Source organism: Streptomyces rubellus (assembly GCF_036323805.1).
Taxonomy (GTDB): domain Bacteria; phylum Actinomycetota; class Actinomycetes; order Streptomycetales; family Streptomycetaceae; genus Streptomyces.
Genome location: NZ_JAZDCX010000005.1, coordinates 101681 through 124520, shown reverse-complemented (window position 1 = coordinate 124520; position 22840 = coordinate 101681). Strand labels below are relative to the sequence as shown.

24 protein-coding genes are annotated in these 22840 nt (G+C 73.2%); 22 read left to right on the top strand and 2 right to left on the bottom strand.

The features are described 5' to 3' along the window. Positions 1–17: 17 nt before the first annotated feature. The 12 genes from V1L54_RS07645 to V1L54_RS07590 all read left to right on the top strand — a co-directional run bounded on the left by V1L54_RS07645 (position 18) and on the right by V1L54_RS07590 (position 9892). On the top strand, positions 18–920 hold the full coding sequence (locus V1L54_RS07645; RefSeq protein ID WP_330117125.1) for a hypothetical protein: 903 nt from the start codon (positions 18–20) through the stop codon (positions 918–920). A 150-nt stretch (positions 921–1070) separates the two neighbouring features. After that, entirely contained in the window at positions 1071–1790 is a 720-nt protein-coding gene (gene cpaB / locus V1L54_RS07640; protein ID WP_330117124.1) for a Flp pilus assembly protein CpaB, read from the top strand. 7 nt (positions 1791–1797) lie between these two features. Continuing rightward, on the top strand, positions 1798–3072 hold the full coding sequence (locus V1L54_RS07635; protein WP_330117123.1) for a CpaE/TadZ family protein: 1275 nt from the start codon (positions 1798–1800) through the stop codon (positions 3070–3072). An 84-nt stretch (positions 3073–3156) separates the two neighbouring features. Further along, positions 3157–3555 (top strand): TadE/TadG family type IV pilus assembly protein, encoded by a 399-nt coding sequence (locus tag V1L54_RS07630; RefSeq protein ID WP_330117122.1) that lies wholly within the window; start codon positions 3157–3159, stop codon positions 3553–3555. Further along, on the top strand, positions 3552–3944 hold the full coding sequence (locus V1L54_RS07625) for a TadE family protein (RefSeq protein ID WP_330117121.1): 393 nt from the start codon (positions 3552–3554) through the stop codon (positions 3942–3944). The genes V1L54_RS07630 and V1L54_RS07625 overlap by 4 nt, the downstream gene beginning before the upstream one ends. 69 nt (positions 3945–4013) lie before the next feature. Beyond that, entirely contained in the window at positions 4014–5351 is a 1338-nt protein-coding gene (locus V1L54_RS07620; RefSeq protein ID WP_330117120.1) for a TadA family conjugal transfer-associated ATPase, read from the top strand. 14 nt (positions 5352–5365) lie between these two features. Continuing rightward, on the top strand, positions 5366–6301 hold the full coding sequence (locus tag V1L54_RS07615) for a type II secretion system F family protein (protein WP_330117119.1): 936 nt from the start codon (positions 5366–5368) through the stop codon (positions 6299–6301). 16 nt (positions 6302–6317) lie between these two features. Then, positions 6318–7205 (top strand): DUF5936 domain-containing protein, encoded by an 888-nt coding sequence (locus V1L54_RS07610; RefSeq protein WP_330117118.1) that lies wholly within the window; start codon positions 6318–6320, stop codon positions 7203–7205. 471 nt (positions 7206–7676) lie between these two features. Further along, positions 7677–7907 carry a hypothetical protein gene (locus V1L54_RS07605; protein WP_330117117.1) on the top strand — a complete coding sequence of 77 codons (231 nt, stop codon included), beginning with the start codon at positions 7677–7679 and terminating at the stop codon, positions 7905–7907. Beyond that, complete coding sequence (locus V1L54_RS07600; RefSeq protein ID WP_330117116.1) at positions 7904–8581, top strand: pilus assembly protein TadG-related protein; 678 nt, start codon at positions 7904–7906, stop codon at positions 8579–8581. Before V1L54_RS07605 ends, V1L54_RS07600 begins: the two co-directional genes overlap by 4 nt. A gap of 29 nt (positions 8582–8610) precedes the next feature. Further along, on the top strand, positions 8611–9231 hold the full coding sequence (locus tag V1L54_RS07595; protein WP_330117115.1) for a hypothetical protein: 621 nt from the start codon (positions 8611–8613) through the stop codon (positions 9229–9231). Positions 9232–9244: 13 nt separating this feature from the next. Then, complete coding sequence (locus V1L54_RS07590) at positions 9245–9892, top strand: OmpA family protein (RefSeq protein ID WP_330117114.1); 648 nt, start codon at positions 9245–9247, stop codon at positions 9890–9892. 58 nt (positions 9893–9950) lie between these two features. Here V1L54_RS07590 and V1L54_RS07585 read toward each other — a convergent pair whose 3' ends face one another. Next, complete coding sequence (locus tag V1L54_RS07585; RefSeq protein WP_330117113.1) at positions 9951–10319, bottom strand: DUF192 domain-containing protein; 369 nt, start codon at positions 10317–10319, stop codon at positions 9951–9953. 124 nt (positions 10320–10443) lie between these two features. Here V1L54_RS07585 and V1L54_RS07580 point away from each other — a divergent pair, with 124 nt between their 5' ends. From V1L54_RS07580 to V1L54_RS07535, 10 genes are all read left to right on the top strand, one after another. Continuing rightward, positions 10444–11196: a prepilin peptidase gene (locus V1L54_RS07580; protein ID WP_330117112.1), complete on the top strand. Its 753-nt coding sequence runs from the start codon at positions 10444–10446 to the stop codon at positions 11194–11196. 354 nt (positions 11197–11550) lie between these two features. Then, entirely contained in the window at positions 11551–12348 is a 798-nt protein-coding gene (locus V1L54_RS07575; RefSeq protein WP_330117111.1) for an isoprenyl transferase, read from the top strand. 273 nt (positions 12349–12621) lie between these two features. After that, complete coding sequence (gene phoH2 / locus V1L54_RS07570) at positions 12622–13959, top strand: RNA 5'-3' helicase PhoH2 (RefSeq protein WP_330117110.1); 1338 nt, start codon at positions 12622–12624, stop codon at positions 13957–13959. A 492-nt stretch (positions 13960–14451) separates the two neighbouring features. Continuing rightward, positions 14452–15156 carry an aggregation-promoting factor C-terminal-like domain-containing protein gene (locus tag V1L54_RS07565; protein ID WP_330117109.1) on the top strand — a complete coding sequence of 235 codons (705 nt, stop codon included), beginning with the start codon at positions 14452–14454 and terminating at the stop codon, positions 15154–15156. 210 nt (positions 15157–15366) lie between these two features. Continuing rightward, positions 15367–16746, top strand: a complete 1380-nt coding sequence (locus V1L54_RS07560) for an AI-2E family transporter (protein ID WP_330117108.1) — start codon at positions 15367–15369, stop codon at positions 16744–16746. 211 nt (positions 16747–16957) lie between these two features. Further along, complete coding sequence (locus V1L54_RS07555) at positions 16958–17902, top strand: SPFH domain-containing protein (protein WP_330117107.1); 945 nt, start codon at positions 16958–16960, stop codon at positions 17900–17902. Further along, entirely contained in the window at positions 17899–18177 is a 279-nt protein-coding gene (locus V1L54_RS07550; RefSeq protein WP_443076526.1) for a type II toxin-antitoxin system antitoxin, read from the top strand. The genes V1L54_RS07555 and V1L54_RS07550 overlap by 4 nt, the downstream gene beginning before the upstream one ends. 109 nt (positions 18178–18286) lie before the next feature. Then, on the top strand, positions 18287–18811 hold the full coding sequence (locus tag V1L54_RS07545) for a PadR family transcriptional regulator (RefSeq protein WP_330117105.1): 525 nt from the start codon (positions 18287–18289) through the stop codon (positions 18809–18811). After that, positions 18808–19494 carry an ABC transporter ATP-binding protein gene (locus V1L54_RS07540; protein ID WP_330117104.1) on the top strand — a complete coding sequence of 229 codons (687 nt, stop codon included), beginning with the start codon at positions 18808–18810 and terminating at the stop codon, positions 19492–19494. The genes V1L54_RS07545 and V1L54_RS07540 overlap by 4 nt, the downstream gene beginning before the upstream one ends. Continuing rightward, positions 19491–21905 (top strand): ABC transporter permease, encoded by a 2415-nt coding sequence (locus V1L54_RS07535; protein WP_330117103.1) that lies wholly within the window; start codon positions 19491–19493, stop codon positions 21903–21905. The genes V1L54_RS07540 and V1L54_RS07535 overlap by 4 nt, the downstream gene beginning before the upstream one ends. Positions 21906–21998: 93 nt before the next feature. Here V1L54_RS07535 and V1L54_RS07530 read toward each other — a convergent pair whose 3' ends face one another. Then, a complete protein-coding gene (locus V1L54_RS07530) occupies positions 21999–22706 on the bottom strand; it encodes a DUF1707 SHOCT-like domain-containing protein (protein ID WP_330117102.1) in 708 nt (235 codons plus the stop codon). Positions 22707–22840 lie beyond the last annotated feature (134 nt).

The window sequence follows — 22840 nt, the reverse complement described above, 5'->3', positions numbered from 1 at the left end:
GACAGGGGAGCCCCCACGTGCCCACCGCAATAGCCGTCACCAGCGCCGACCTGGTGCTCCCCCCGCCCGACGTGCACACGCCGGCGGCGCACGTGCTGACACCGCCCGACCGGCAGCCGCTGGACGACGCGCTCGCCGAGACGCACCTGCTCGTCGAGCGGCACGGCTATGTGGTCGTCCTGTACCCCTCGTCCGCCCCCGCCGCCTCCGTCCGGCGGCTGCACACCGTCCGCTCCGTGCTGGAGAGCGACCGCGTCGCCCTGCTGGAGACCGACCTCCCGCCGCTGGCCACCGGCATCCTGGCCCGCCAGCTGTGCCAGCTGTCCGTCTGCGACTTCAGCCCCGGCGTGCTCGCCGCCGCCTCCCGGCTGCTCGCGCACTACATCTACGCGGGTGCGCTGCTGAACTCCGTGGCCCGGCTCGACCGCGTACCGGTGAGCCTCACCGCGCACGCCAAGTCCTGGGTGCCCGGCTCCCAGTTCGCCGTGCTCGCCCGCCCCACCCCCCAGCTGATCAGGATCGGCGGGGACGGCCTGCTGGCCGGGCCGGGGTTCGCCACCGAGCTGACCGTCGCCCCCGGCCCGCTCTCGGCCGACTGGGTGACGGGCACCCTCGCCCCGCACTGGCGGGTGGGCGGCCTGCGCCGGGCACCGCTGCCGGCGGACTCCGCCCGCTGGTGGGGCACCGGGAAACTGGTCGAGTTCGCCGCGGCCATCCCCGACATCTCCGTCCTGTACCAGCTCGTCAGCTCGGTACGGCGGGAGGAGTGCCACTGGTGCGGCCTGGAACTGATCGGTGACCGCTGCGCGTTCTGCTCCGCGCCCGTGGCACCGCCGGACGGCGCCGGCGGCCCCCGCGCCCTCCCGGCGGCGCCGGAGCCGGCCGGCCGCCGAGCCCTGGCACCCGGCCGGACGCGCTGAGGTGCGCCGCCGTACGTCCGCGGCCCGGCCGGCGGCCGGTGCCGGTCCCCCGGCCCGCACCGCCTCCCGCGCCCCGGCGGGCGCCCGCCGCACCCGCCGTCCGCACAGCCCCCGCCGTCCGCACCGTTCCCGAACGAGGTAGCCGCGACCATGAACTCACGCCAGCGCCGTGGCGTCATCCTGCTGCTCCTGTCCGTCCTGTGCGCCCTCGTCGCCTTCGGTGGAGTGCTGTCGGTGATCAACGACGTGGAGTCGAAGGTCGGCCCGGAGGTCACGGCGTACCGCCTGGCGAAGGACGTACCGGCCTACCAGGTCCTGGACGAGGAGGCGGTGGAGCGGATCTCGATACCGGAGCGCTGGCTGTCGGACACCGCGCTCACCGACCTCGACGACATCGAGGGCAAGATCGCCGCCAACCGGTTGCGGAAGGGCTCGCTTCTGCAGTCCGGCATGGTGGCCGAGCAGCCCGAACTGAAGCCGGGCGAGCAGGAGATCGCCATCATGATCGACGCGGCCACCGGTGTCGCGGGCAAGATCTCGCCCGAGTCGAGGGTCAACATCTACGCGACGTTCCGCGACGAGGAGGGGGACGAGGAAACCGAGGTCTCCCGCGTGATCGTCGACAACGCCCGGGTCGTCGACGTCGGCAGGCTCACCCCCATCTCCCGCGCGGACGACCGTGACGGCAGGAGAGGGGACCGCGACACCGAGGCGGTGCCGATCACCTTCGCGCTGAGCACGCTCGACGCCCAGCGGGTGGCCTTCGCCGAGTCCTTCGCGGTGAACGTCCGGCTGGCGCTGGTGGCGCCCGGCGACACGGCCGAGATCTCCGAGCAGGAACGCAACTACACGCTCACCGGGGACAAGTGAGGCACGGATGGTGACACGCATCCTCCCGGCCGTCGGCGACGCCGACGCCGCCCGCTCCCTGACGGCGCTGCTGAGCCAGCTCCCCGACAGCGAGCCCGCGCCGCCGGCCGGCGACTCCACCACCCTGCTGGGCACCCTGGCGGCGCTGGCCGCCGAGTCGGTGGGCGACCTGCCGGAGGTCGTCCTGGTCCACGAGCGCGTCGGGCCGCTGCCCGCGCTGGAACTGATCCGGGAGGTCGCGCTCCGCTTCCCGGCGGTCGGGGTGGTCCTGGTCACCACCGACACCACCCCCGGGCTGTACTCCGCGGCCATGGACGCCGGCGCGCGCGGGGTGGTCGGACTGCCCCTGGCGTACGACGAACTGGTGGCGCGGGTGGGCGCCGCCGCCCAGTGGGCGGCGGGGGTGCGGCGCCACCTCGGCACCGGCCCGGACACCCCGGGCGGCCCGGGCGGCACCGTGGTCGCGGTCACCGGCGCCAAGGGCGGGGTGGGCACCACCGTGCTGGCCGTGCAGCTGGCCCTGGCCGCCCGTGCCTCGGGCCGTACCACCGCGCTGGCCGACCTGGACCTCCAGGCGGGCGACGTGGCCTCGTACCTCGACGTCCAGTTCCGCCGCTCGGTGGCCGACCTGGCGGGCATCAGGGACCTGTCCCCGCGTGTGCTGCAGGACGCCGTCTTCACCCACTCCACCGGGCTGTCGCTGCTCCTCGCCCCGGCCGAGGGCGAACGCGCCGAGGAGGTCGACGACCGCGCGGTCCGGCAGATCACCCATGTGCTGCGCTCCCGCCACGAGGTCGTGGTCGTCGACTGCGGCACCCACATGACCGGCGCCAACGCCGCCGCGATCGAGCTGGCGGACATCGCCCTGCTGGTCACCACCCCGGACGTGGTCGCCGTCCGGGCGGCCAAGCGCATGATCCGGCTCTGGGACCGGCTGCAGATCCGCAAGGCGGAGGAGACCCGGACGGTCGTCAACCGCCACAGCCGCGGCGCGGAGATCCAGCCGCAGCTCATCGAGCGGATCGTGCGGACCCCGGTCGCGCGCGGTGTCGTTCCGGCCAATTTCAAGGAACTGCAGGCCGCCGTGGACTCCGGCCGGATGCAGGACCTCGACAGCCGCGGCGCCGTCCGGCAGGCGATGTGGGGACTGGCCGGTGAGCTGGGACTCGTCAAGGCCGCCGAGGCGGGCGCCGGAGGCCGGGGCCGGGGCGCGGGGCAGCACGCCGACCGCGGCTCGATCGGTCTGCGCCGCCGCCGGGGAGGCGTCGACAAGCGGCTGTAGGGGCAGCAAAGCAGTGGACTCGGGGGCGGGCCGCGCGGCGGACCCGGCGGTACGGGCGGCGGAGGCGACGGAGGGGAGGTAGGGATGCGTGTCGGGCGAGGACCGGACGACGCTGCCGCGGGCGGCGGCGCGGAGGGCCCGGACCGGGGCCAGACGACCGTCGAGTTCGTCGGCATGGTGCCCCTCATCCTGGTCGTGCTGGCCCTGATGTGGCAGCTCGTCCTGGTCGGCTACACCTTCACCCTGGCGGGCAACGCCGCCGACGAGGCCGCCCGCGCGGCGGCGGTGGACGGCGACTGCCAGGGCGCGGCGCGGGAGCACCTGCCGAGCGCCTGGCAGGGGACGGTCGGCTGCGGTGACGGGGCCGCCGGCCTGGTCACCGCCACCGTCGAGCTGCGGGTGCCGGTCCTCTTCCCGGGGATGGCGGACCTGCCGCTGACGGTCACCGGCGAGGCGGGGGCGGTACGGGAGGAGGAACGATGAGCGTCCACCGGCGTCCGTACCGCCCCGCAGGGCGGCGCCGCGGCCGGACCGGGGCGGACCGGGGCCAGGTCGCGGTGGAGTTCGTGGGCTTCCTGCCGGTGCTGCTGCTGATCGGGCTGGCCGCGCTCCAGCTCGGCCTGGTGGCGTACGCCGCCCAGCAGGCCGGCACGGCGGCCCGGGCCGCCGCCCGCGCCGAGTCGCTGGAGGACGGGCCGGACGGCGCCGCGGCCGGCCGGGCGGCCGTCAGCGACTGGCTCACGGTCGGTTTCGCCTGGGGCGGGTCCTCGGACGAGGTGAGCGTCACCGCCGAGGTGACCATCCCGTCCGTCGTCCCCGGCATCGGCGACTTCGGCGAGGTGAGCAGGACGTCCACGATGCCCCGCGACTGACCGGGCGCCGCCCGTACCACCCCGCACAGCACCGCCCCGCACCACCCGCAGCACTGGAGGATTCGGCACATGAGCCTGAGGGCGCGCATCAACGCTCCGGACCCGGCCGGCGGATCGCAGCAGGAGGGCCACCTCGTCGCGGTCTACCGGGCCAAGCTGCTGGAGGAGATCGACCTCGCGGAGATGTCGTCGCTCGCCGCGGCCGAGCGCCGGGTGCGCCTGGAGCGGGTCCTGGGGCACATCATCAGCCGCGAGGGCCCGGTGCTCTCCACCCCCGAACGCGCGCTCCTCATCCGCCGGGTGGTGGACGAGGCCCTGGGACTGGGCATCCTGGAGCCGCTGCTGGAGGACTCCTCCATCACGGAGATCATGGTCAACGGACCCGACCAGGTGTTCGTGGAGCGGGCCGGCCGGGTCGAGCGACTCCCGCTGCGCTTCGCCTCCGACGAGCAGCTGATGCAGACCATCGAGCGCATCGTCTCCACGGTCAACCGCCGGGTGGACGAGTCCAACCCGATGGTCGACGCCCGCCTCCCCTCCGGGGAGCGCGTCAACGTCATCATCCCGCCGCTGTCCCTGTCCGGTCCCACCCTCACCATCCGGCGCTTCCCCCGCGCCTACACCCTGCGGGAGATGATCGGGCTGGGCTCGCTGGACGAGCAGCTGGTGCTGCTGCTGTCCGGGCTGGTACGCGCCAGGTTCAACATCGTGGTCTCCGGCGCCACCGGTTCCGGCAAGACGACCCTGCTCAACGCGCTGTCCGGGCTGGTCCCCGACGGCGAGCGCATCATCACCATCGAGGACGCCGCCGAACTCCAGCTCCAGCAGAGCCACGTCATCAGCCTGGAGAGCCGCCCCGCCAACGTCGAGGGGAAGGGCCGGATCACCATCCGCGACCTGGTGCGCAACTCCCTGCGCATGCGCCCCGACCGCATCATCGTCGGCGAGGTCCGCGGCGGCGAGACCCTCGACATGCTCCAGGCGATGTCCACCGGCCACGACGGGTCACTCGCCACCGTCCACGCCAACAGCGCCGAGGACGCCCTGATGCGGCTGCAGACGCTCGCCTCGATGTCGGAGGTGAAGATCCCCTTCGAGGCGCTGCGGGACCAGATCAACAGCGCCCTGGACGTCATCGTCCAGCTCAGCCGCTACCCCGACGGGTCACGCCGGGTCAGCGAGGTCGCCGTCCTGGACTCCCACGGCCGCGAGGAGTACCGCATCGCGACCGTGTGCCGCTTCGACACCCGGCCCATGGGGGCCGACCGCACCGTGCGCGGCGTCTTCCGCCACCTGCCCCTGCCGGGCCGGGTCGCCGAACGCCTCCGGCTGAAGGGGGAACCCGTTCCGCCCGCCTTCGGCATCGCCCGGGACGACAACCAGCTCCTCACCCGCGAAGCCCTCTAGGAAGCCGCCCCGCCATGGACAACCTCGCCCTGCCGACGATCGGCGTCACCCTGCTCGCCGGGGTGCTCGCGGTAGCGGGCATCCACGCCTACGCGTCCGGCCGGGCGCAGCGCCAGGAGCTGATCGACCGGCTCGCGCTGACCGGGCAGCCGGCCTCCGGCCGGCACCGCCGGTTCGCCGGCCTCGACCGGAGGCTGCGCCGGACCGGTCCGGGACGGCGGATCGAACTGAAGCTCACCACCACCGGACTCGACCTGACCCCGGGCGAGTTCCTCGTCTGTCTGGTGGCGGTGGTGGCCGCCCTGTGGCTGCTGGCCTCCTCGGTCCTGGCACCCTTCTTCGGGCCGCTCGCCGGGCTGCTGGGCGTCTGGGGTGCCAACGCCTTCCTCAACTGGCAGCGCAACAGGCGGATCGAGGCCTTCATCGGCCAGCTCCCGGAGCTGTCCCGGGTGCTGGCCAACGCCACCCGGGCGGGGCTTGCGCTGCGCACGGCCCTGGGCATGGCCGCGGACGAACTGGACGCCCCCGCGGGCGACGAACTGCGCAGGGTCGCCGACCAGCTCGCCCTGGGCCGCTCCATCGACGAGGCCCTGGACGAGCTCGCCGACCGGCTCCCCTCCCGCGAACTGGTCGTCCTGGTCACCACCCTGGTGCTCTCCAACCGGGCCGGCGGCGCGGTCGTCAGCTCCCTGCAGAACCTCACCCGGACCCTGGAGGAGCGCAAGGAGACCCGGCGCGAGGTCCGCACCCAGCTCTCCCAGGTGAACGTCACCGCCTACGCGGTCCCGGCCATCGGCCTGGGCGCCATGCTGCTGATCAACGCCATCGAGCCCGGTGCCCTGGACCGGGTCACCGGAAGCTTCCCCGGGCAGGTCGCCGTGCTGGTCTCCCTGGGGCTGTACGTCCTGGGCTTCATCGCCATCCGCCGCATCTCCAGAATCGACGTCTGAGGGAGAGGAACAAGCCATGGGTCTGCTGCTCGCCCTCGCCCTCGCGGCCGCTGTCTGCGGGATCTTCGCCGGGCTGCGCATGTACCGCGGCGAGACCAGGCTGCCCGGCGACCTCGCCGTCGCCCTGGAGGTCGGCTCCTCGCGCACCGGCGCCGTCGGCTCGGTCGTCGACCGGCTGGGCATGCGCTGGGCCCCGCTGGTGCTGCGGCTGATGGGCCCGAGGCTCGTCGACCGCAAGCGCCGCCAGATCAGCATGGCGGGCAACCCGGGCGGCCTCACCATCGACCGCTACGCGGCCCGCCGCGCCGTCTACGGGTTCCTGGGACTCTTCGGCGCCCTGGTGATGCTGCTCGACGGCCAGCCGGTCGCCGCCCTGGTGCTGCTGGCCTTCGCCTTCCTGTGGGCCGAGGTGGGGCTGTGGATCGCCGTCCGCCAGCGCCGGGAGGACATCGAGCGCACCCTTCCGGACTTCCTGGACGTCCTCGCGGTCGTCGTCAGCGCCGGGCTCGGTTTCCGGCAGGCCCTGGAGCGGGTGGCGGAGCGGTACCAGGGGCCGTGGGCCGACGAACTGCGCATCACCCTGCGGCAGATGGACATGGGCGTCAGTCGCCGGCAGGCCTTTGACGAACTGCGCAGACGGAACGACTCGGAGCAGGTCGCGATGTTCGTCAGCACGCTCCAGCAGGGCGAGGAGCTGGGTGCCCCGATCGTCGGCACCCTGATCTCCATCGCCAACGACATGCGGCGGGCCGACGCGCAGAACGCCCGGCGCAAGGCGGCCAGGGCGATTCCCAAGGCCACCATGGTCGTCACCACCTTCATGGTGCCGGCCACCATCATCCTGATGGCCGCCGGTCTCCTCCTCGGCTCCGGCACCGACTTCGGCTCCTTCACGGGTGAGTAGGCGAGCGGGGTGCGGCCCATGGTGACCGGCGGGGACACGGCGGACGTAACGGCGCATTCGGGGGCGCTTGCACTTGAGAAGGAAGCGCAAAGCGCCCATCCCGGACCAAGTGCGCCTTTGTCAAGGCCGTTGACGGTTGTCTCGAACAGGCCGCGGCCTTCCCGTTGGTCTTCGCAAACGCAATTCGGTATGGCACAGTCGATGCCGGGCCCGGACACTCCCCGGGCCGAGCGGTCCGGACCGGCCGACAGGGAGGAGGGTGCGCCGTGACCGAGCGGGAAACGCCTCCGCGCGCCCCCCGGGAGGGGAATTGGCCTCCGGCACCCTGGGACGAGTCGGGAGAACCCGCGTACGTTTCTCATGTCGCCGATGAGCCCGGCCGTGGAGAGGCCGGTGACGGGGACGGCGTCGCAAGCACAGAATCGTACGTGTCGGCCGGCGGACGGCCGGCCGGACTCGGAGGGGTAGACCGTGAGCGACAAACTGCTGAGGACCGCCGTCAACGCCCAGACCCGGCTGCGGAACTGGGGGAGGGTCAGGACCGACGCCCTGCGGCGGCGCGCGGACGAGGGACAGTCCGCGGTGGAGTACATGGGCATCATCGCGGTGGTCGTGGCGATCATCCTCGTGCTGCTCGGAACCAATCTGGGTGCCACGATCGCGGCGGAGATCGTCGAGCAGGTCGAGAGCATCACCGGGTGAGCCGTGGCACCTCCGACGCCGGGCAGGCCTTCCCCGTCTACATCACGGCGGTGGCGGGCCTGCTCTTCCTCGCGCTGGCGTTCTTCGCGGTCGGGATGGCGTCGGCCGACCGCAACGACGCCCAGGGCGCGGCGGACGCCGCCGCGCTGGCCGCCGCCCAGGACGCCCGGGACGGGCTGCGGGAGGACCTCCTGGAGCTCTTCGACCCGGACGTCTGGGAGGACCTGCTCGGCGGGGGAGAGGTGGGCGACGCGGACGGTGCCTGCGGGGCGGCCGCGGAGTTCGCGCGGAAGAACGACGCGGAGCTGACCGGCTGTGACCCGGTGAGCTTCCCGGCCGGATTCACGGTCGGGGTCAGGAACACCGAACCGGTCGGGGACTCGCTGATCCCCGGGACGGAGAGCACGTATGCCGAGGCCACCGCCACGGCGGTCATCGAGCCCCGCTGCGACATCGGTGAGACCGAGGTGCCCCCGAACGGCGAGCCGGGCGGGGAAGAGGAGGACACCGAGGAGCCCCCGGGCGAGGAGGAGGAGCCGGAACCGGGGCACGAACTGGTCTGCGACGGGATCGACGCACCCATCGAGATCGGCCCCGACCTCGACCCGGAGGACCTCCTGGAGATCCTTCCGGACCCGGAGGAGCTGTTCTCCGTCCATCTGGCGGACCAGTGAGCGAACGACAAGCAGAGGAAACGCAACGCATGGGCACACGCGCGATAGGGAAGCTGCTGCGAGGCGCGGCCGCCGCGGCGATGACCGCGGCGCTGGCCTTCACCCTGACGGCGTGCGGCGGGGGAGACGACGAGGCGCCGAACACCGGCTCCTCCGCCCAGCCGTCCGGCGGTGGGGGAGGGGACGGCGGCTCGGACGGCCGGCAGGACGGCTCCGGCGGCGAGAACGGCGGGAAGGACGGCGAGGAGGACACGGCCCTGGCGACGATCAAGGGCTCGGACGGCGTGAACATCGTCGTGACCTCGGCCGTCCGGGACCAGGGGGGGTTCGTCACCGTCAAGGGACGGATCGAGAACACCGGCGACCAGGTCTACGCCTTCCGGCACTGGACCGCGGGTGACACGGAGCTGGCGAGCAAGGGCGCCTCGGTCGGCGGTATGACGCTCGTCGACAAGAAGGGCAAGAAGCGCTACTACATCCTGCGCGACACCGATGACAACTGTCTGTGCACGATGTTCCCGAGTGGTCTGGGAGCCGGGAAGACCGCGGACTTCTTCGCGCAGTTCCCCGCCCCGCCGGCGGAGACGACCGAGGTCGACCTGCAGGTCCCCACCATGAGCAGCGTGACCGTACAGATCACCGACAAGTGAGAGGCGCGCAGCGATGACCGATCGACCGCGCACCCTCACAGTGCGGCGCACCGTCGCCGCGGGCGCCGGTGTGTTCCTTGCCGTGGCCGCCCTCACGGTGACGGCGCCGGGCACCGCGTCCGCCGAGCCCGGAGGTCCCAGCTCGCCGCCGGGCTTCGCCCCCACCCCGTCCCCACCGGTCGAGGTGGACCAGAACGCGCCCGGCCTGATGATGAAGGACGGCGCCACCCTCAAGGAGCCCAAGGTCCTCGACATCCGCTCCATCGTGGAGGAGCAGGGCGGCGCGGAACGGCGCGAGGACTCCAACTTCCAGACCAAGTTCACGCTCCAGGCCGAGGTGCTCTTCGGCCGGGACAGCGCCAGGCTGAACGCCGAGGCGCACGCCCGCATCAAGGACATCGCCGCGGAGATCGACAAGCAGGGCGCCACGGAGGTCAACGTCTTCGGCTTCACCGACAACCTGGGCTCCTACGCGCACGGCAGGGACCTCTCCAAGCGGCGTGCGGAGTCGGTGCACCGGCAGCTGCTGAAGGAGCTCACCGCGCAGGTCACCTTCCGGATCCGCGGCTACAGCGAGGACTACCCCATCGCCGACAACTCCACGGAGGAGGGCCGCAAGAAGAACCGCCGCGTCGAGGTCTCCTTCCCGCGCGGCGGATGACCGGGACGACCGTCCGGGACCACCGGCTGCTCCCGGACCCGGACCCATGGGCCCGGCCTCACGGCTCCAGCGCCACCCGTACGCCCGGCCGCAGCCCCCAGCGCGCCATGGCGCCCGCCTCGGCCTCCAGCACATGGCGGGCGCGCAGCCGGGGGAGGCCGAGGCGCCCGGGCCGCATGGTCCGCACCGCCAGCACCCGCAGACCGCGGTCGAGGTAGGCCACGTCGATCGCGAACCGCATCCGGAAGGTGTGCACACCGCTCGCGGGGCTCAGCAGGAGCGCTCCCTCGACGCCGTCGCGCCCCAGCAGGCCGCGGGTACGGGCCCCGGGGGACGCGGCGATCTCCACCGGAACCTCCACCGGGGTCCCCGCCGGGCCCTCCGCGGGGACACGCAGCACTCCCCGTCCGTCCCGCCGGCGGCCCATGGCGCTTCCCCTCGTCCCGTACGACCCGTGCCCGTGCTGTGGTGCCCGTGCCGGGTTCTACCAGAGGAGCCCCCGGGTTCCACAAGCCGTACCCGGAACCGGCCGTCCGCCGTACGCTCGCGGCGTGTACTGCGCGCTGATCGCCCTCGCCGCCGGCTACGGCGCCGCCGCCGGGCTGCTGGTGCCGCGCGCCGTGTACCGGCTCGCCGTGGAGCCGGGGACGGCGTGGCGCGCGGAGTGCCCCGGCGGCCATCCGCTGCGGGGCCCGCTGTCGGGCTGGGCGGGTCCGGCCCGCTGCCGGACGTGCGGGAGCAGCGGGGCGTACGGGCCGGGCGCCGCGGGCACGGCCGCGGTGACGGCGGCGGTGTGCGCGCTGCTCGCGGCGGCCGTCGGGAGCCGGCCGGAGCTGGGCGTGTGGCTGCTGCTGGCGCCGTTCGCGGTGCTGCTGGCGGCCGTGGACCGCAGGGTCCACCGGCTGCCGGACGTGGTGACCCTGCCGCTGGCGGCGGCCTGCGCGGCCCTGCTGGGCGTCGCCGCGCTGCTGCCCGGGGCGGGCGGCAGCTGGACGGGAGCCCTGCTGGGCGGGCTGGTGCTGGGCGCGGTGTACCTCGGGCTGTTCCTGGTCAGTCCGCGCGGCATGGGGCTCGGTGACGTCAAGCTGGCGGTTCCGGTGGGGACGGCCCTCGGGTGGTACGGCTGGGGCACCCTGCTGACGGGGGCCTTCGCGGGTTTCGCGCTGGGCGCGGTCCACGGGATGACGCTGGTCCTCCTGGGCCGGGCGAGCCGCAAGGCGGCCATGCCGTTCGGGCCGTTCATGGTGGCGGGCGCCCTGGCGGGTCTGGTGCTGGGAGCGCACCGGGGAGATACGGGAGGGTGAAACGGGCTGTCGGTGCACGGTGCGCGCGCCCGCGGCGGCTATGGTGGAAGCCCCCCTCGGGCCGGCCCGTATCCCCCCCCACGGGCCGGCCCGCTTCACAGCCGGGCCCGCTTATCACTGTTCTGTGACAATCCCGGTTCGTGCGGTTGTGCGGACCCGCAGTAAGGTTCTCAGGTCCCGTCCGGCCGGTCTCCGCGGGCCCCGCCCCGCCCGGTCCCGGCCGGGAACCCCGCCCGGTTCCGCCGGGAGAAGCCTGTCCGCCCGGGGTGGCGGACCGGGGTCGCGGGCTGATCCACCCAGGTCGGCCGGACGGGGCCACACGTTCGGGACCGGCATGGAGGGGCTGACAAACCGATGCTGCGATCTTCCCGGGGAGGCACCCGGTACCCCCAGTGGCTGCGCCGGCTGGTCTACAAGCTCTACACCCACCGGGTGGAGGGCCGGCTGGACCACACCCAGGTGCCCAAGCACATCGGTGTCATCCTCGACGGCAACCGCCGCTGGGCGCGGGCCGCCGGCGGTACGACCGAGCAGGGGCACCAGGCCGGCGCCGAGAAGATCCGGGAGCTGCTGGGCTGGTGCGCCGAGACGGACGTCGAGGTGGTCACGCTGTGGCTGCTGTCCACGGACAATCTCAACCGGCCCCCCGAACAGCTCAACCCCCTGCTGGCGATCATCGAGGACGCGGTGCGGGACCTGGCCGCGGACGGCCGCTGGCGGGTGCACCACGTCGGCGCGCTCGACCTGCTGCCCGACCACACCCAGCGGGTCCTGAAGGAGGCGGCGCAGACCACCGCGGACAACCGCGGGATACTCGTCAACGTCGCCGTCGGCTACGGGGGGCGGCAGGAGATCGTCGACGCCGTGCGCTCCCTGCTCGCCGAGCGGGCCGCGCGGGGCGCGAGCCTGGGCGAGCTGGCGGAGAACCTGTCCCTGGAGGACATCGCCGAGCACCTGTACACCCGGGGGCAGCCCGACCCGGACCTGGTGATCCGCACCAGCGGTGAGCAGCGGCTGTCGGGCTTCATGCTCTGGCAGAGCGCGCACTCGGAGTACTACTTCTGCGACGTGTTCTGGCCCGCCTTCCGGAAGGTGGACTTCCTGCGCGCGCTGCGGGATTACGCGGCGCGCCACCGCCGGTACGGCTCCTGACGGGACACCGGCCCCGGCAGGCCACCAGCTGTTCACCCGGTCTGCGGCATATGCCGTTGCATGGCACGGGGACGCGCAGGGAATACCCCCTTCAGGCCGGTCCCCGATCCAGGGGGCGGCCCCGGGAGGCCCTTTGCACACCACGGACGTCCGTGCGAGACGCACGGAGGACGCGGAGGGCCGGTGCCCGGCCCGTGCACCGGGGCCGGAGCCCGGTCTCTTCCCCCGCGACGCCGTCGCACCCCGAACTCTTCCGAGGGGGTCCGTCCACCCGTGGTGACCAGAACCAAGCGTCGTGAGCACGACCGGCGCACCTACGTCATCGACACCAGTGTCCTGCTCGCCGACCCGTCGGCCCTGACCCGCTTCGACGAGCACGAAGTCGTGCTCCCGGTCGTCGTGGTCACGGAGCTGGAGGCCAAGCGGCACCACCCGGAACTGGGCTACTTCGCCCGCCAGGCGCTGCGGCGGCTCGACGAGTACCGGGTGCTGCACGGGCGGTTGGACGCCCCCATCCCGATCGGCGAGCTGGGCGGCACGCTCCGGGTGGAGCTGAACCACTCCGACCCGGCGATCCTGCCCTCCACCATGCGGGGCGACCACGGCAGACCGGCCGACAACGACTCGCGCATCCTGGCGGTGGCCAGGAACCTCCAGGCCGAGGGATACGACGTCACCGTCGTCTCCAAGGACCTCCCGCTGCGCATCAAGGCGTCCTCCGTCGGGCTGCTGGCCGAGGAGTACCGCGCGGAACTGGCCATCACCGAATCCGGCTGGACGGGCATGGCCGAACTGACCCTGGCCGGCGAGGACGTGGACGAGCTGTTCGCCGCGGAGAGCGTGTACGTGCCCGAGGCCGCCGAACTGCCGGTGCACACCGGGCTCGTCCTGCAGTCCGAGCGGGGCAGCGCGCTGGGCCGGGTGACGCCCGAGGGGCGGGTCAGACTGGTGCGCGGCGACCGCGAGGCGTTCGGCATCCACGGACGCAGTGCCGAGCAGCGCATCGCGCTGGACCTGCTGCTCGACCCGGAGGTCGGCATCCTCTCGATGGGCGGCCGGGCCGGCACCGGCAAGTCGGCGCTGGCGCTGTGCGCCGGCCTGGAGGCGGTGCTGGAGAAGCGGCAGCACCGCAAGGTCATGGTGTTCCGGCCGCTGTATGCGGTCGGCGGCCAGGAACTGGGCTATCTGCCGGGCACCGCCGACGAGAAGATGAACCCCTGGGCGCAGGCGGTCTTCGACACCCTCTCGGCGGTGACGTCCCGTGAGGTGATCGAGGAGGTCGTGGCCCGCGGCATGCTGGAGGTGCTGCCGCTCACGCACATCCGCGGCCGTTCCCTGCACGACGCGTTCGTGATCGTCGACGAGGCCCAGTCCCTGGAGCGGAACGTCCTGCTGACGGTGCTGTCGCGGATCGGGCAGGACTCCCGGGTGGTCCTCACCCACGACGTCGCCCAGCGCGACAACCTGCGGGTCGGGCGGTACGACGGGGTGGTCGCCGTGGTCGAACGGCTCAAGGGGCATCCGCTGTTCGCCCACATCACCCTCACCCGGTCCGAGCGGTCGCCGATCGCGGCGCTGGTGACCGAGATGCTGGAAGAGGGCCGCATCTAGCCGTACTGGGCCGTATCCGGCCGTGTTCAGCCGCGTTCGGTGCCGTTCGGCTCGGTGTGGCGGTGTCCGGTCGCAATCGGCCGCGTCCGGGGGTGACTTCGGCCCGGTTCGTACGGAAGACCCCGCACGGCGAAGCGCAGCAGCCTAGCCGTGCGGGGCCTTCCGCGCGCCCTTTTCCGGGGAATCGGAGTGCCGGGAGGGGTGTGAGCTTTCCCACGTGTCACAGAATTGCATCCGTCGTTCCGTGTCCGGCAGTGTGTGGGTCCTGTCAGGCCCCGCGTACGGCACACCGCCACCATCCGCACCACCGGGTGCGGCGCCCACAAGTCAACAACGGAACGCCGTACGCCGCCCGAAGCATCACGCGGTCCCTCCGACCGGAGGGATCCGGCCGGGCCAGCGCCTCCCGTGACCAGCGCGTGGGGAGGTCAGTGTCAGGGGCACGATTGCGCCCGCGGGGTCACCCGAGCGGGCAGTGTGGAAGGAAACCGTGTGACTCGGATCTCGGTCCGGGGGTTCGCCGTGGCATCCGCCACCGCGGTCACCACCGTCGGCGCTGTCGTCGGAGTGGCCTCGGGGAACGAGCAGGGATCGACCGAACCGGTCGAGGCCACTGCCGCGGACGCGACGCTCCTCGCAGACATACCCGTCGGCCAGCAGGCCCAGGTACAGACCGCTTCCCTCACACAGCAGGCGGACAACGCCGCCGTCGCCGCGGACGCGGAGGCCAAGAAGGCCGCCGAGGAGGCCGCCCGCAAGCAGGCGGCCGCGGACGCGAAGGCCAAGAGGGAGGCCGCGGAGAAGGCGGCCAAGGCCGCCAAGGAGGCCGAGCAGCGAGAGAAGGAGCGGCAGCAGGCCGCCAGCCGCTCCGCGGAGCGCGCCGACTTCCCGGCGCAGAGCTCCTACACCGTGGCCGAGGTCAAGGCGATGGCCCAGCAGATCGTGGGCGGCGGCCAGTTCCAGTGCTTCTCCAGCATCGTCGAGCGCGAGAGCAGCTGGAACTACCGCGCCGAGAACCCGTCCTCGGGCGCGTACGGGCTCGTCCAAGCGCTGCCCGCCTCGAAGATGTCCTCGGCCGGTGCCGACTGGCGCACCAATCCGGCCACCCAGATCAAGTGGGGCCTGAACTACATGAACGACCGCTACGGCAGCCCCTGCGGCGCCTGGGAGTTCTGGCAGGCCAACCACTGGTACTGAGCCGTACCGGGCCGTGAGGAACGGTCCGAACCCCCCGTCCGCCGGACGGGGGGTTTGGTGTGTCCGGTCCGGAGCAACCGTTCATCCCGGTGATCTCGTCCCATGACGAGACGGCCGGTGCGGACGCGCGTACCGGCCCCGGCCGGTCGGCTCATACTGGAGCCGGCCGGAAAACCGGCCAGAGGGAACACAGGGGGCGAAGGAAGCGGCATGTCGAGACTGCAGAGCCTGAGGAAGGGCGTGTCGCGCCTCGCCGACCGGCTGAGTGAGCGCCTGGCACAGGCCGGGAAGGAGCCGGACGACACCCCGCCGGCCACGTCCGTCCGTTCCCCCGCCCCGGCGGCGACGGCGGGGGGCGGCTCCCCGCCGCCGTCCTCCGCGGGCCCCGCCGCCTCGCCGGTGCAGCCCCCGTCCGGGCCGCCGCCCGCCGTCATGGTGCCGTGGGGGGTGCGGGTGGCGGCCGAGGTGGGCTGGCGGCTGCTGGTCCTGGCGGGGGTGCTCTACGTCCTGATGAAGGTGATCAGCGCGTTCAGCCTGCTGGTCCTGGCCTTCTCCGTCGGCCTGCTGCTCACCGCGCTGCTCCAGCCCACGGTCGCCCGGTTGCGGCGGCTGGGCGTGGGGCGGGGCGCGGCCACCGCGATCACCTTCGTCACCGGTGTGGCGGCCCTGGGGCTGGTGGGCTGGTTCGTGGTCTGGCAGGTGATGGAGAACATCGACGACCTCACCCGCCAGGTGCAGGACGGCATCGAGGAACTGCGGAACTGGCTGCTGGACGGCCCGTTCCACGTCACCGAGGAGCAGATCAACAACGTCGCGGACAGTCTGAACGACTGGATCGGCGGCAACACGCAGGCGATCACCGACGCCGGTCTGCAGGGCGTGACCGTCGTGGTGGAGTTCCTCACCGGCGCGGCGCTGGCGCTGTTCGTGGCGATCTTCCTGCTCTACGACGGCCGGCGGGTGTGGAACTGGACGCTCAACTTCGTGCCCCGGCCCGCGCGGGACGGTATCGCCGGTGCCGGGCCGAGGGCGTGGACGACGCTCACCAGCTATGTGCGCGGCACGGTGATCGTGGCCTTCATCGACGGCTTCTTCATCGGGGTCGGCATCTACTTCCTGGACGTGCCGATGGCGGTGCCGCTGGCCGTGATCGTCTTCCTGTCCGCCTTCGTCCCGATCGTCGGCGCCTTCACCTCCGGGACGCTGGCGGTCCTGGTCGCCTTCGTGACCAACGGCATGGTCACCGCGCTGCTCGTCCTGGCGGTGGTGCTGGCCGTGCAGCAACTGGAGGGCCATGTGCTCCAGCCCTTCATCCTCGGCCGGCTGGTGCGGGTGCATCCCCTGGGCGTGGTGCTGGCGGTGACCGGCGGGAGCCTGCTGGCGGGCATCCCCGGCGCGGTGGTGGCGGTGCCGGTGGTGGCGGTGCTCAACTCCGTGGTCGGCTACCTGCGCGAGTACGCGGCCCAGAACGCGATGCACGGCGAGGCCACCCCGCACGGCGCCACCGCCGAGTTCGCGGTGCCGGAGGTCGCGGCGGGCGGCGCGGCGGCGGGGGAGAGCGGCCCGGGAGCGGGCGCTCCGGAGCGGTAGCGGAGTTCCCGCCGCCTCCTCCACCGGACTTCCCGGTCCCTCGTGGGCTCCCCGGGGGCCCCGCCGCACGGCGGGGCCCCCGGCGGTGTCTTCGGGTGTCTTCGGGTGTCCTCGTGTCCTCGGGTGCCTCCCCGGGCTTCCGGAGCGGGTCCCGTCAGGATAATGTGCTATCACATTGCTAGAACGCACCAGAACGAAACGGGGAACCGCCATGTCCGCCGACACCATGCCCACGGTCAGAGACCTTCCGCGGATGCCCGCACCGCGGGTGCGGGAGAAGCCCGCCCGCTCCGTCCCCGGCGGGCTCGCCCTGCTGCTCGGTCTGCTGGGGCTGCTGCTCGGGGTGGGCGGCATCCTCCTCGGGGCGGGACTGACCGCCGACGGCTCGGGCGGGGCCGGAGTGACGCTGATCGTCCTGGGGGCGCTGCTCGTGGCCGGTTCGCTCTTCGCCATGGCGGGGCTCAACATGGTGGCGCCCGGCGAGGCCCGGGTGGTCCAGCTCTTCGGGCGCTACACCGGCACCATCCGTGAGGACGGGCTGCGCTGGGTCAACCCGCTGACCAGCCGCGCGAAGATATCCACCCGGGTCCGCAACCACGAGACGGCCGTGCTCAAGGTCAACGACGCCTACGGCAACCCGGTGGAGCTGGCCGCCGTCGTCGTCTGGCAGGTGGAGGACACCGCACAGGCCACCTTCGAGGTGGACGACTTCCTGGAGTTCGTCTCCACCCAGACCGAGGCCGCCGTACGGCACATCGCGATCGAGTACCCGTACGACGCCCACGAGGAGGACGGCCTGTCGCTGCGCGGCAACGCCGAGGAGATCACCGAGAAGCTCGCCGTGGAGCTGACCGCCCGGGTGCGGGCGGCGGGGGTGCGGATCGTCGAGTCGCGTTTCACGCATCTGGCCTACGCCCCCGAGATCGCCGCCGCGATGCTCCAGCGCCAGCAGGCGGGCGCGGTGGTCGCGGCGCGCCGGACGATCGTGGACGGCGCCTGCGGCATGGTCGAGGACGCCGTCGCCCGGATCGCCGCGCAGGACTTCGTCGAGCTGGACGAGGAGCGCAAGGCCGCCATGGTCAGCAACCTCCTGGTGGTGCTCTGCGGTGACCGCTCGCCCCAGCCGGTCCTCAACACCGGGACGCTGTACCAGTGACGGCGCCGCAGCGGGGCCCCGGTTCCGGTTCCGAGCCGGAACCGGAACCGGAACCGGGGCCCCGCCCCCGGCCCCGGCGGGAGCGCAGGCAGGTGCTGCTGCGGCTGGACCCGGCGGTCCACGACGCGCTCGCCGGCTGGGCGGCGGACGAGCTGCGCAGCACCAACGCGCAGATCGACTACCTGCTGCGCCGGGCGCTGAACGAGGCCGGCCGGATGCCGGGGGACGCCCGTCCCCACCCCCGCCGGGGGCGCCCGCCCCGCGCGGAGGACTGACCCCGGACCGGATCCGCAAGGGCTGGGAAAATACCTGGTCAGATGGGTGTCGTGCCGCATGACTCCCCTCTATACACGTCGTGTATACACGTGATGTACAGTGGTGGGCATGTCCATCGGCCACACCCTGCTGGGAATCCTGGAGACCGGGCCGCGCCACGGTTACGACCTCAAGCGCGCCTTCGACGAGCGTTTCGGGCACGACCGCCCGCTGCACTACGGGCAGGTCTACTCGACCATGTCCCGGCTGCTGAAGAACGGCCTGGTCCAGGTCGACGGGATCGAGCCCGGCGAGGGGCCCGAACGCAAGCGCTACGCCATCACCGACGCCGGGATCACCGATGTCGCCGGCTGGCTCGGCCGCGCCGAGAAGCCCGAGCCCTATCTGCAGTCCGTCCTCTACACCAAGGTCGTCCTCGCGCTGCTGACCGGGCGCGACGCCGGAGACCTGCTGGACGTCCAGCGCGCCGAGCACCTGCGCCTGATGCGCGAGCTGACCCGGCGCAAGCAGGGCGGCGACCTCGCCGACCAGCTCATCTGCGACCACGCACTGTTCCATCTCGAAGCCGACCTGCGCTGGCTGGAGATGACCGCCGCACGTCTCGACCGACTCGCCAAGGAGGTGCGCGGATGACCGCCACCGACTCGTTTCTCAGCGCCACCGACCTGCACAAGTCCTACGGCCCCACCCCCGCGCTGGCCGGCGCGGACTTCGCCGTCCAGTCCGGCGAGGTCGTCGCGGTGATGGGTCCCTCCGGCTCCGGCAAGTCCACCCTGCTGCACTGTCTGGCCGGCATCGTCCGCCCCGACTCCGGCGCGGTCCACTACCGCGGCCGCGAGCTGTCGGCGATGACGGACGCCCAGCGCAGCGCCCTGCGCCGCTCCGAGTTCGGCTTCATCTTCCAGTTCGGCCAGCTCGTCCCCGAGCTGACCTGTGTGGAGAACGTCGCCCTGCCGCTGCGGCTGGCCGGCATGGGCCGGAAGGACGCCGAACGGCAGGCGGCCGGCTGGCTGGAGCGGCTGGAGGTGCACGACGTGCGCCACCACCGCCCCGGGCAGGTCTCCGGCGGCCAGGGCCAGCGCGTCGCCGTCGCCCGCGCCCTGGTCACCGGACCGCGGGTGGTCTTCGCCGACGAGCCCACCGGCGCGCTGGACTCCCTCAACGGCGAGCGCGTGATGCAGCTGCTGACCGAGGCCGCCCGGGACACCCGGGCCGCCGTGGTGCTGGTCACCCACGAGCCCCGGGTCGCCGCCTACTCCGACCGCGAGATCGTGGTCCGCGACGGCCGGGTGCGGGACATGGCGGGTGTGGCGTGAGGGCGCTGGAATCCCGGCGGGAGACCCGGGACACCGCACCGCCCTCCGGCGCGGAGGACCCGCCGCCCGCACCGGCGGCCGGAGGCGCCGGCCGGCTCGCCGACCTGCTGATGGGGGCCCGCTTCGCGCTCTCCGGCGGCCGCGAGGGCTGGGCCCGTACGGCCCTCACGGCGATCGGCGTCGGGCTCGGCGTCGCCGTGCTGATGATCGCGACCTCCGTGCCCCACATGTTCGCCGCCCGCGACGCCCGTACCGACGCCCGGGAGATCTACGGGGCGGCCGAACTGGAGCGCTCCGCGGACACCGCCCTGTACACGCTGGCGGACACCGATTTCCGCGGTGAGGACATCCGCGGCCGGTACCTCCAGCCCGAGGGCGAGGACCCGCCGCTGCCGCCGGGCGTGGACGAGGCCCCCGGCCCCGGCGAGATGCTCGTCTCACCAGCGCTGAAGGACCTGCTCACCTCGCCCGAGGGAGAGCTCCTGCGGGAGCGGCTGCCCCAGCGGATCGTCGGCACCATCGGCGACGAGGGGCTGAGCGGCCCGGCCGAGCTCACCTATCTGGCGGGCACCGACGAACTCTCCACAGCGGACGGCTCCGGCTACCGCATCGGCCAGTTCGGCGAGGACGTCCAGCGGGAGCCCCTGGATCCCTTCCTGCTGCTGCTGGTGGTCGTCACCTGTGTGGTGCTGCTGCTCCCGGTCGGGGTGTTCGTCGCCACCGCCGTGCGCTTCGGCGGCGAACGCCGGGACCGCCGGCTCGCCGCGTTGCGGCTGGTCGGCGCGGACAGCCGGACGGTGCGGCGCATCGCCGCGGGGGAGGCCCTCGTCGGGGCCCTCCTCGGACTGCTCGTGGGCATCGCGCTGTTCCTGCCGGCGCGTGAGGTGATCGGCCGGATCACGCTCTTCGACATCAACGTCTTCCCGTCCGACGTCCGGCCCAGCGCCCCGCTGGCCGTGCTGATCCTGCTGGCCGTGCCCGCCGCCGCGGTGGCCGTCACCCTGCTGGCGCTGCGCGGCGTCGCCATCGAGCCGCTCGGCGTGGTACGCCGCTCCGGGGTCCGCAGGCGGCGGCTGTGGTGGCGGCTGCTGCCGCCCGTGGCCGGACTGCTGTTGCTGTCCCCCCTGCTCGACGGGATGGACCCCGACGCCGGGGCGTTCGACACCTACATCATCACCGCGGGCATCCTGCTGCTGCTGGTCGGTGTCACCGCCGTGCTGCCCTGGCTGATCGAGTGGGTCGTCTCGCGGCTGCGGGGCGGGCCGCTCCCGTTCCAGCTCGCCGTCCGCCGGCTCCAGCTCGACAGCGGAGCGGCGGCCCGCGCGGTCAGCGGCATCACGGTCGCCGTCGCCGGGGCCATCGCCGTCCAGATGCTGTTCAGCGCGGCGGAGGAGGAGTACACCAGGCCGACCGGCCAGGACACCGGCCGCGCTCAGCTGCAGGTCATCGACTACGCCCAGAACGGCGCGAGCGCCGCCGGGCTGACCGGGCGGCTCGCGGACACCCGGGGGGTGAGCCGGGCGCTGGGCAGCACCAAGGTCCATGTCCCGATGCCCGCCGAGAGAGGCGGCGACCCGGTGTACACGCAGGTCACCGTGGCGGACTGCGCCACCCTGACGGAGTTGGCCCGCATCGGCTCCTGCACCGACGGCGACGTCTTCACGACCGACCCCGAGGGCGTCGGCTCCCGCCCCGGGGCGCGGCTCGACCTGAACGTCCCGCAGTACGTGCCGGAGAAGGGCGAAGACGTACGGATCGGAGACCCGGACCCGTGGACCGTCCCCGCCGACGTCCGTGAGGCCGAGCCCCGGACCGACCCCGCGGGCAGTCTCACCGAGGGCATCCTCGCCACCCCGGGGGCACTCGATCCCTCCCGGCTCAAGGACGGGCGGATCGAGGTCCTGGTGCGGCTCGACCCGTCGGTGCCCGACGCGGCGGAGTACGTGCGCAACGCCGTGGAGCCCGGTTCTCCCCGCACCATCGTGGTGGAGCTGACGGACAGCGACGCCGCCGACAGGTTCGTGCTCATCCAGCGCGCCCTGTACGGCGGCGCCGCCGGGGTACTGGTGCTGATCGGCGCCAGCCTGATCGTCTCCACCCTGGAGCAGCTGCGCGAGCGCCGGAAACTGCTGTCGGTGCTGGTCGCCTTCGGTACCCGCCGGGCCACGCTGGCCTGGTCGGTGCTGTGGCAGACGGCGCTGCCCGTGGTGCTCGGCCTGGCGCTGTCGATCGCCGGCGGGATCGGACTGGGGGCGGTCCTGCTGTCGATGGTCTCCGAGCCGTTCGCGGTCGACTGGGCGAGCCTGGCCGCCATGGCGGGCCTGGGCGGCGGTGTGATCCTGCTGGTGACCGTCCTGAGTCTGCCGCCGCTGTGGCGGATGATGCGCCCGGACGGACTGCGCACCGAGTGACGCGCCGCGCACGCGCCGCCCGTACGGCCCGCACGGAGGGAGGGCCGTACGGGCGGCGCGTGCCGGGCCGGGCCGGACGCCGCCGACGGCGCGTCAGCGGCGCAGGTCGCGCAGGCGCTTGCCCCGCTTGGGCCTGGCCTCCACCCCGCCGAAGACCGCCGCGCCGCGCACCACGACCACCGGCGCGTCCGGATCCTCGGCCTCCGCCGACCGCACGTCGTAGCCGCCCATGATGCCGGTGCCGCTACCGCGCAGGGTGATGTTCTCCGGGACTCTGATCTCGATGCCGCCGAAGACCGCCGTGGCGTCGATGACCACCTCCCGGTGGTCGAACAGGGCCTCGGTGAGATCGATCTCGATGCCGCCGAAGAGGGCGAAGGCGCTGGTCCGCGGACCCACCCGCCAGCGTCCCTTGCGCGAGGCACCGCCGAATATCGCGAGCAGGTGCCGGCCGGACGACGTACCGCACGGCGGACCCGGCTGGGCCGTGCCGGGGAACGGACCGCGGGACTCCGGTGCGGGGGCGGGAGAGGGCCGGAAGACGCCGGTGCGCGCCGCCGGCAGATCGCGTACCAGCGGCCGCAGTTCGCCGATCGTCTTCGCCCGGTAGGCCGCGCCGACCCGCTCGGCGTGCTCCTCGGTGTCCAGCCGGCCCTCCGCGAGTGCCTCGCGCAGGATCTCCGCGATCCGGTCGCGGTCGGCGTCCGAGGCGCGTACGTCCGCCTCGTCGACGGCCCGCGCGGCGGGCGGTGCGGCGGACTGTTCGGCGGGCTGCTTCCGCAGAGAGGTCTTCTCGTCCACCCGGCCAGCCTAGCGAACGCGATACATCGCGACCAGGGGCGGTGCCGGACGATCCCGCGGAAGCCGGGGCCGCCGAGTGAGCCCGACCTCACACCGGCCGCCGGCCGGCCGGGGTCTTACGCTGTGAGGCGCCG

What these genes read in the sequence shown, in the direction of transcription:
- cpaB (WP_330117124.1), top strand. Translation starts at nt 1,071, where the DNA reads ATGAACTCACGCCAGCGCCGTGGCGTCATCCTGCTGCTCCTGTCCGTC.
- V1L54_RS07635 (WP_330117123.1), top strand. Translation starts at nt 1,798, where the DNA reads ATGGTGACACGCATCCTCCCGGCCGTCGGCGACGCCGACGCCGCCCGC.
- V1L54_RS07630 (WP_330117122.1), top strand. Translation starts at nt 3,157, where the DNA reads ATGCGTGTCGGGCGAGGACCGGACGACGCTGCCGCGGGCGGCGGCGCG.
- V1L54_RS07625 (WP_330117121.1), top strand. Translation starts at nt 3,552, where the DNA reads ATGAGCGTCCACCGGCGTCCGTACCGCCCCGCAGGGCGGCGCCGCGGC.
- V1L54_RS07620 (WP_330117120.1), top strand. Translation starts at nt 4,014, where the DNA reads ATGAGCCTGAGGGCGCGCATCAACGCTCCGGACCCGGCCGGCGGATCG.
- V1L54_RS07615 (WP_330117119.1), top strand. Translation starts at nt 5,366, where the DNA reads ATGGACAACCTCGCCCTGCCGACGATCGGCGTCACCCTGCTCGCCGGG.
- V1L54_RS07610 (WP_330117118.1), top strand. Translation starts at nt 6,318, where the DNA reads ATGGGTCTGCTGCTCGCCCTCGCCCTCGCGGCCGCTGTCTGCGGGATC.
- V1L54_RS07595 (WP_330117115.1), top strand. Translation starts at nt 8,611, where the DNA reads ATGGGCACACGCGCGATAGGGAAGCTGCTGCGAGGCGCGGCCGCCGCG.
- V1L54_RS07590 (WP_330117114.1), top strand. Translation starts at nt 9,245, where the DNA reads ATGACCGATCGACCGCGCACCCTCACAGTGCGGCGCACCGTCGCCGCG.
- V1L54_RS07585 (WP_330117113.1), bottom strand. Translation starts at nt 10,319, where the DNA reads ATGGGCCGCCGGCGGGACGGACGGGGAGTGCTGCGTGTCCCCGCGGAG.
- V1L54_RS07575 (WP_330117111.1), top strand. Translation starts at nt 11,551, where the DNA reads ATGCTGCGATCTTCCCGGGGAGGCACCCGGTACCCCCAGTGGCTGCGC.
- V1L54_RS07560 (WP_330117108.1), top strand. Translation starts at nt 15,367, where the DNA reads ATGTCGAGACTGCAGAGCCTGAGGAAGGGCGTGTCGCGCCTCGCCGAC.
- V1L54_RS07555 (WP_330117107.1), top strand. Translation starts at nt 16,958, where the DNA reads ATGTCCGCCGACACCATGCCCACGGTCAGAGACCTTCCGCGGATGCCC.
- V1L54_RS07545 (WP_330117105.1), top strand. Translation starts at nt 18,287, where the DNA reads ATGTCCATCGGCCACACCCTGCTGGGAATCCTGGAGACCGGGCCGCGC.
- V1L54_RS07540 (WP_330117104.1), top strand. Translation starts at nt 18,808, where the DNA reads ATGACCGCCACCGACTCGTTTCTCAGCGCCACCGACCTGCACAAGTCC.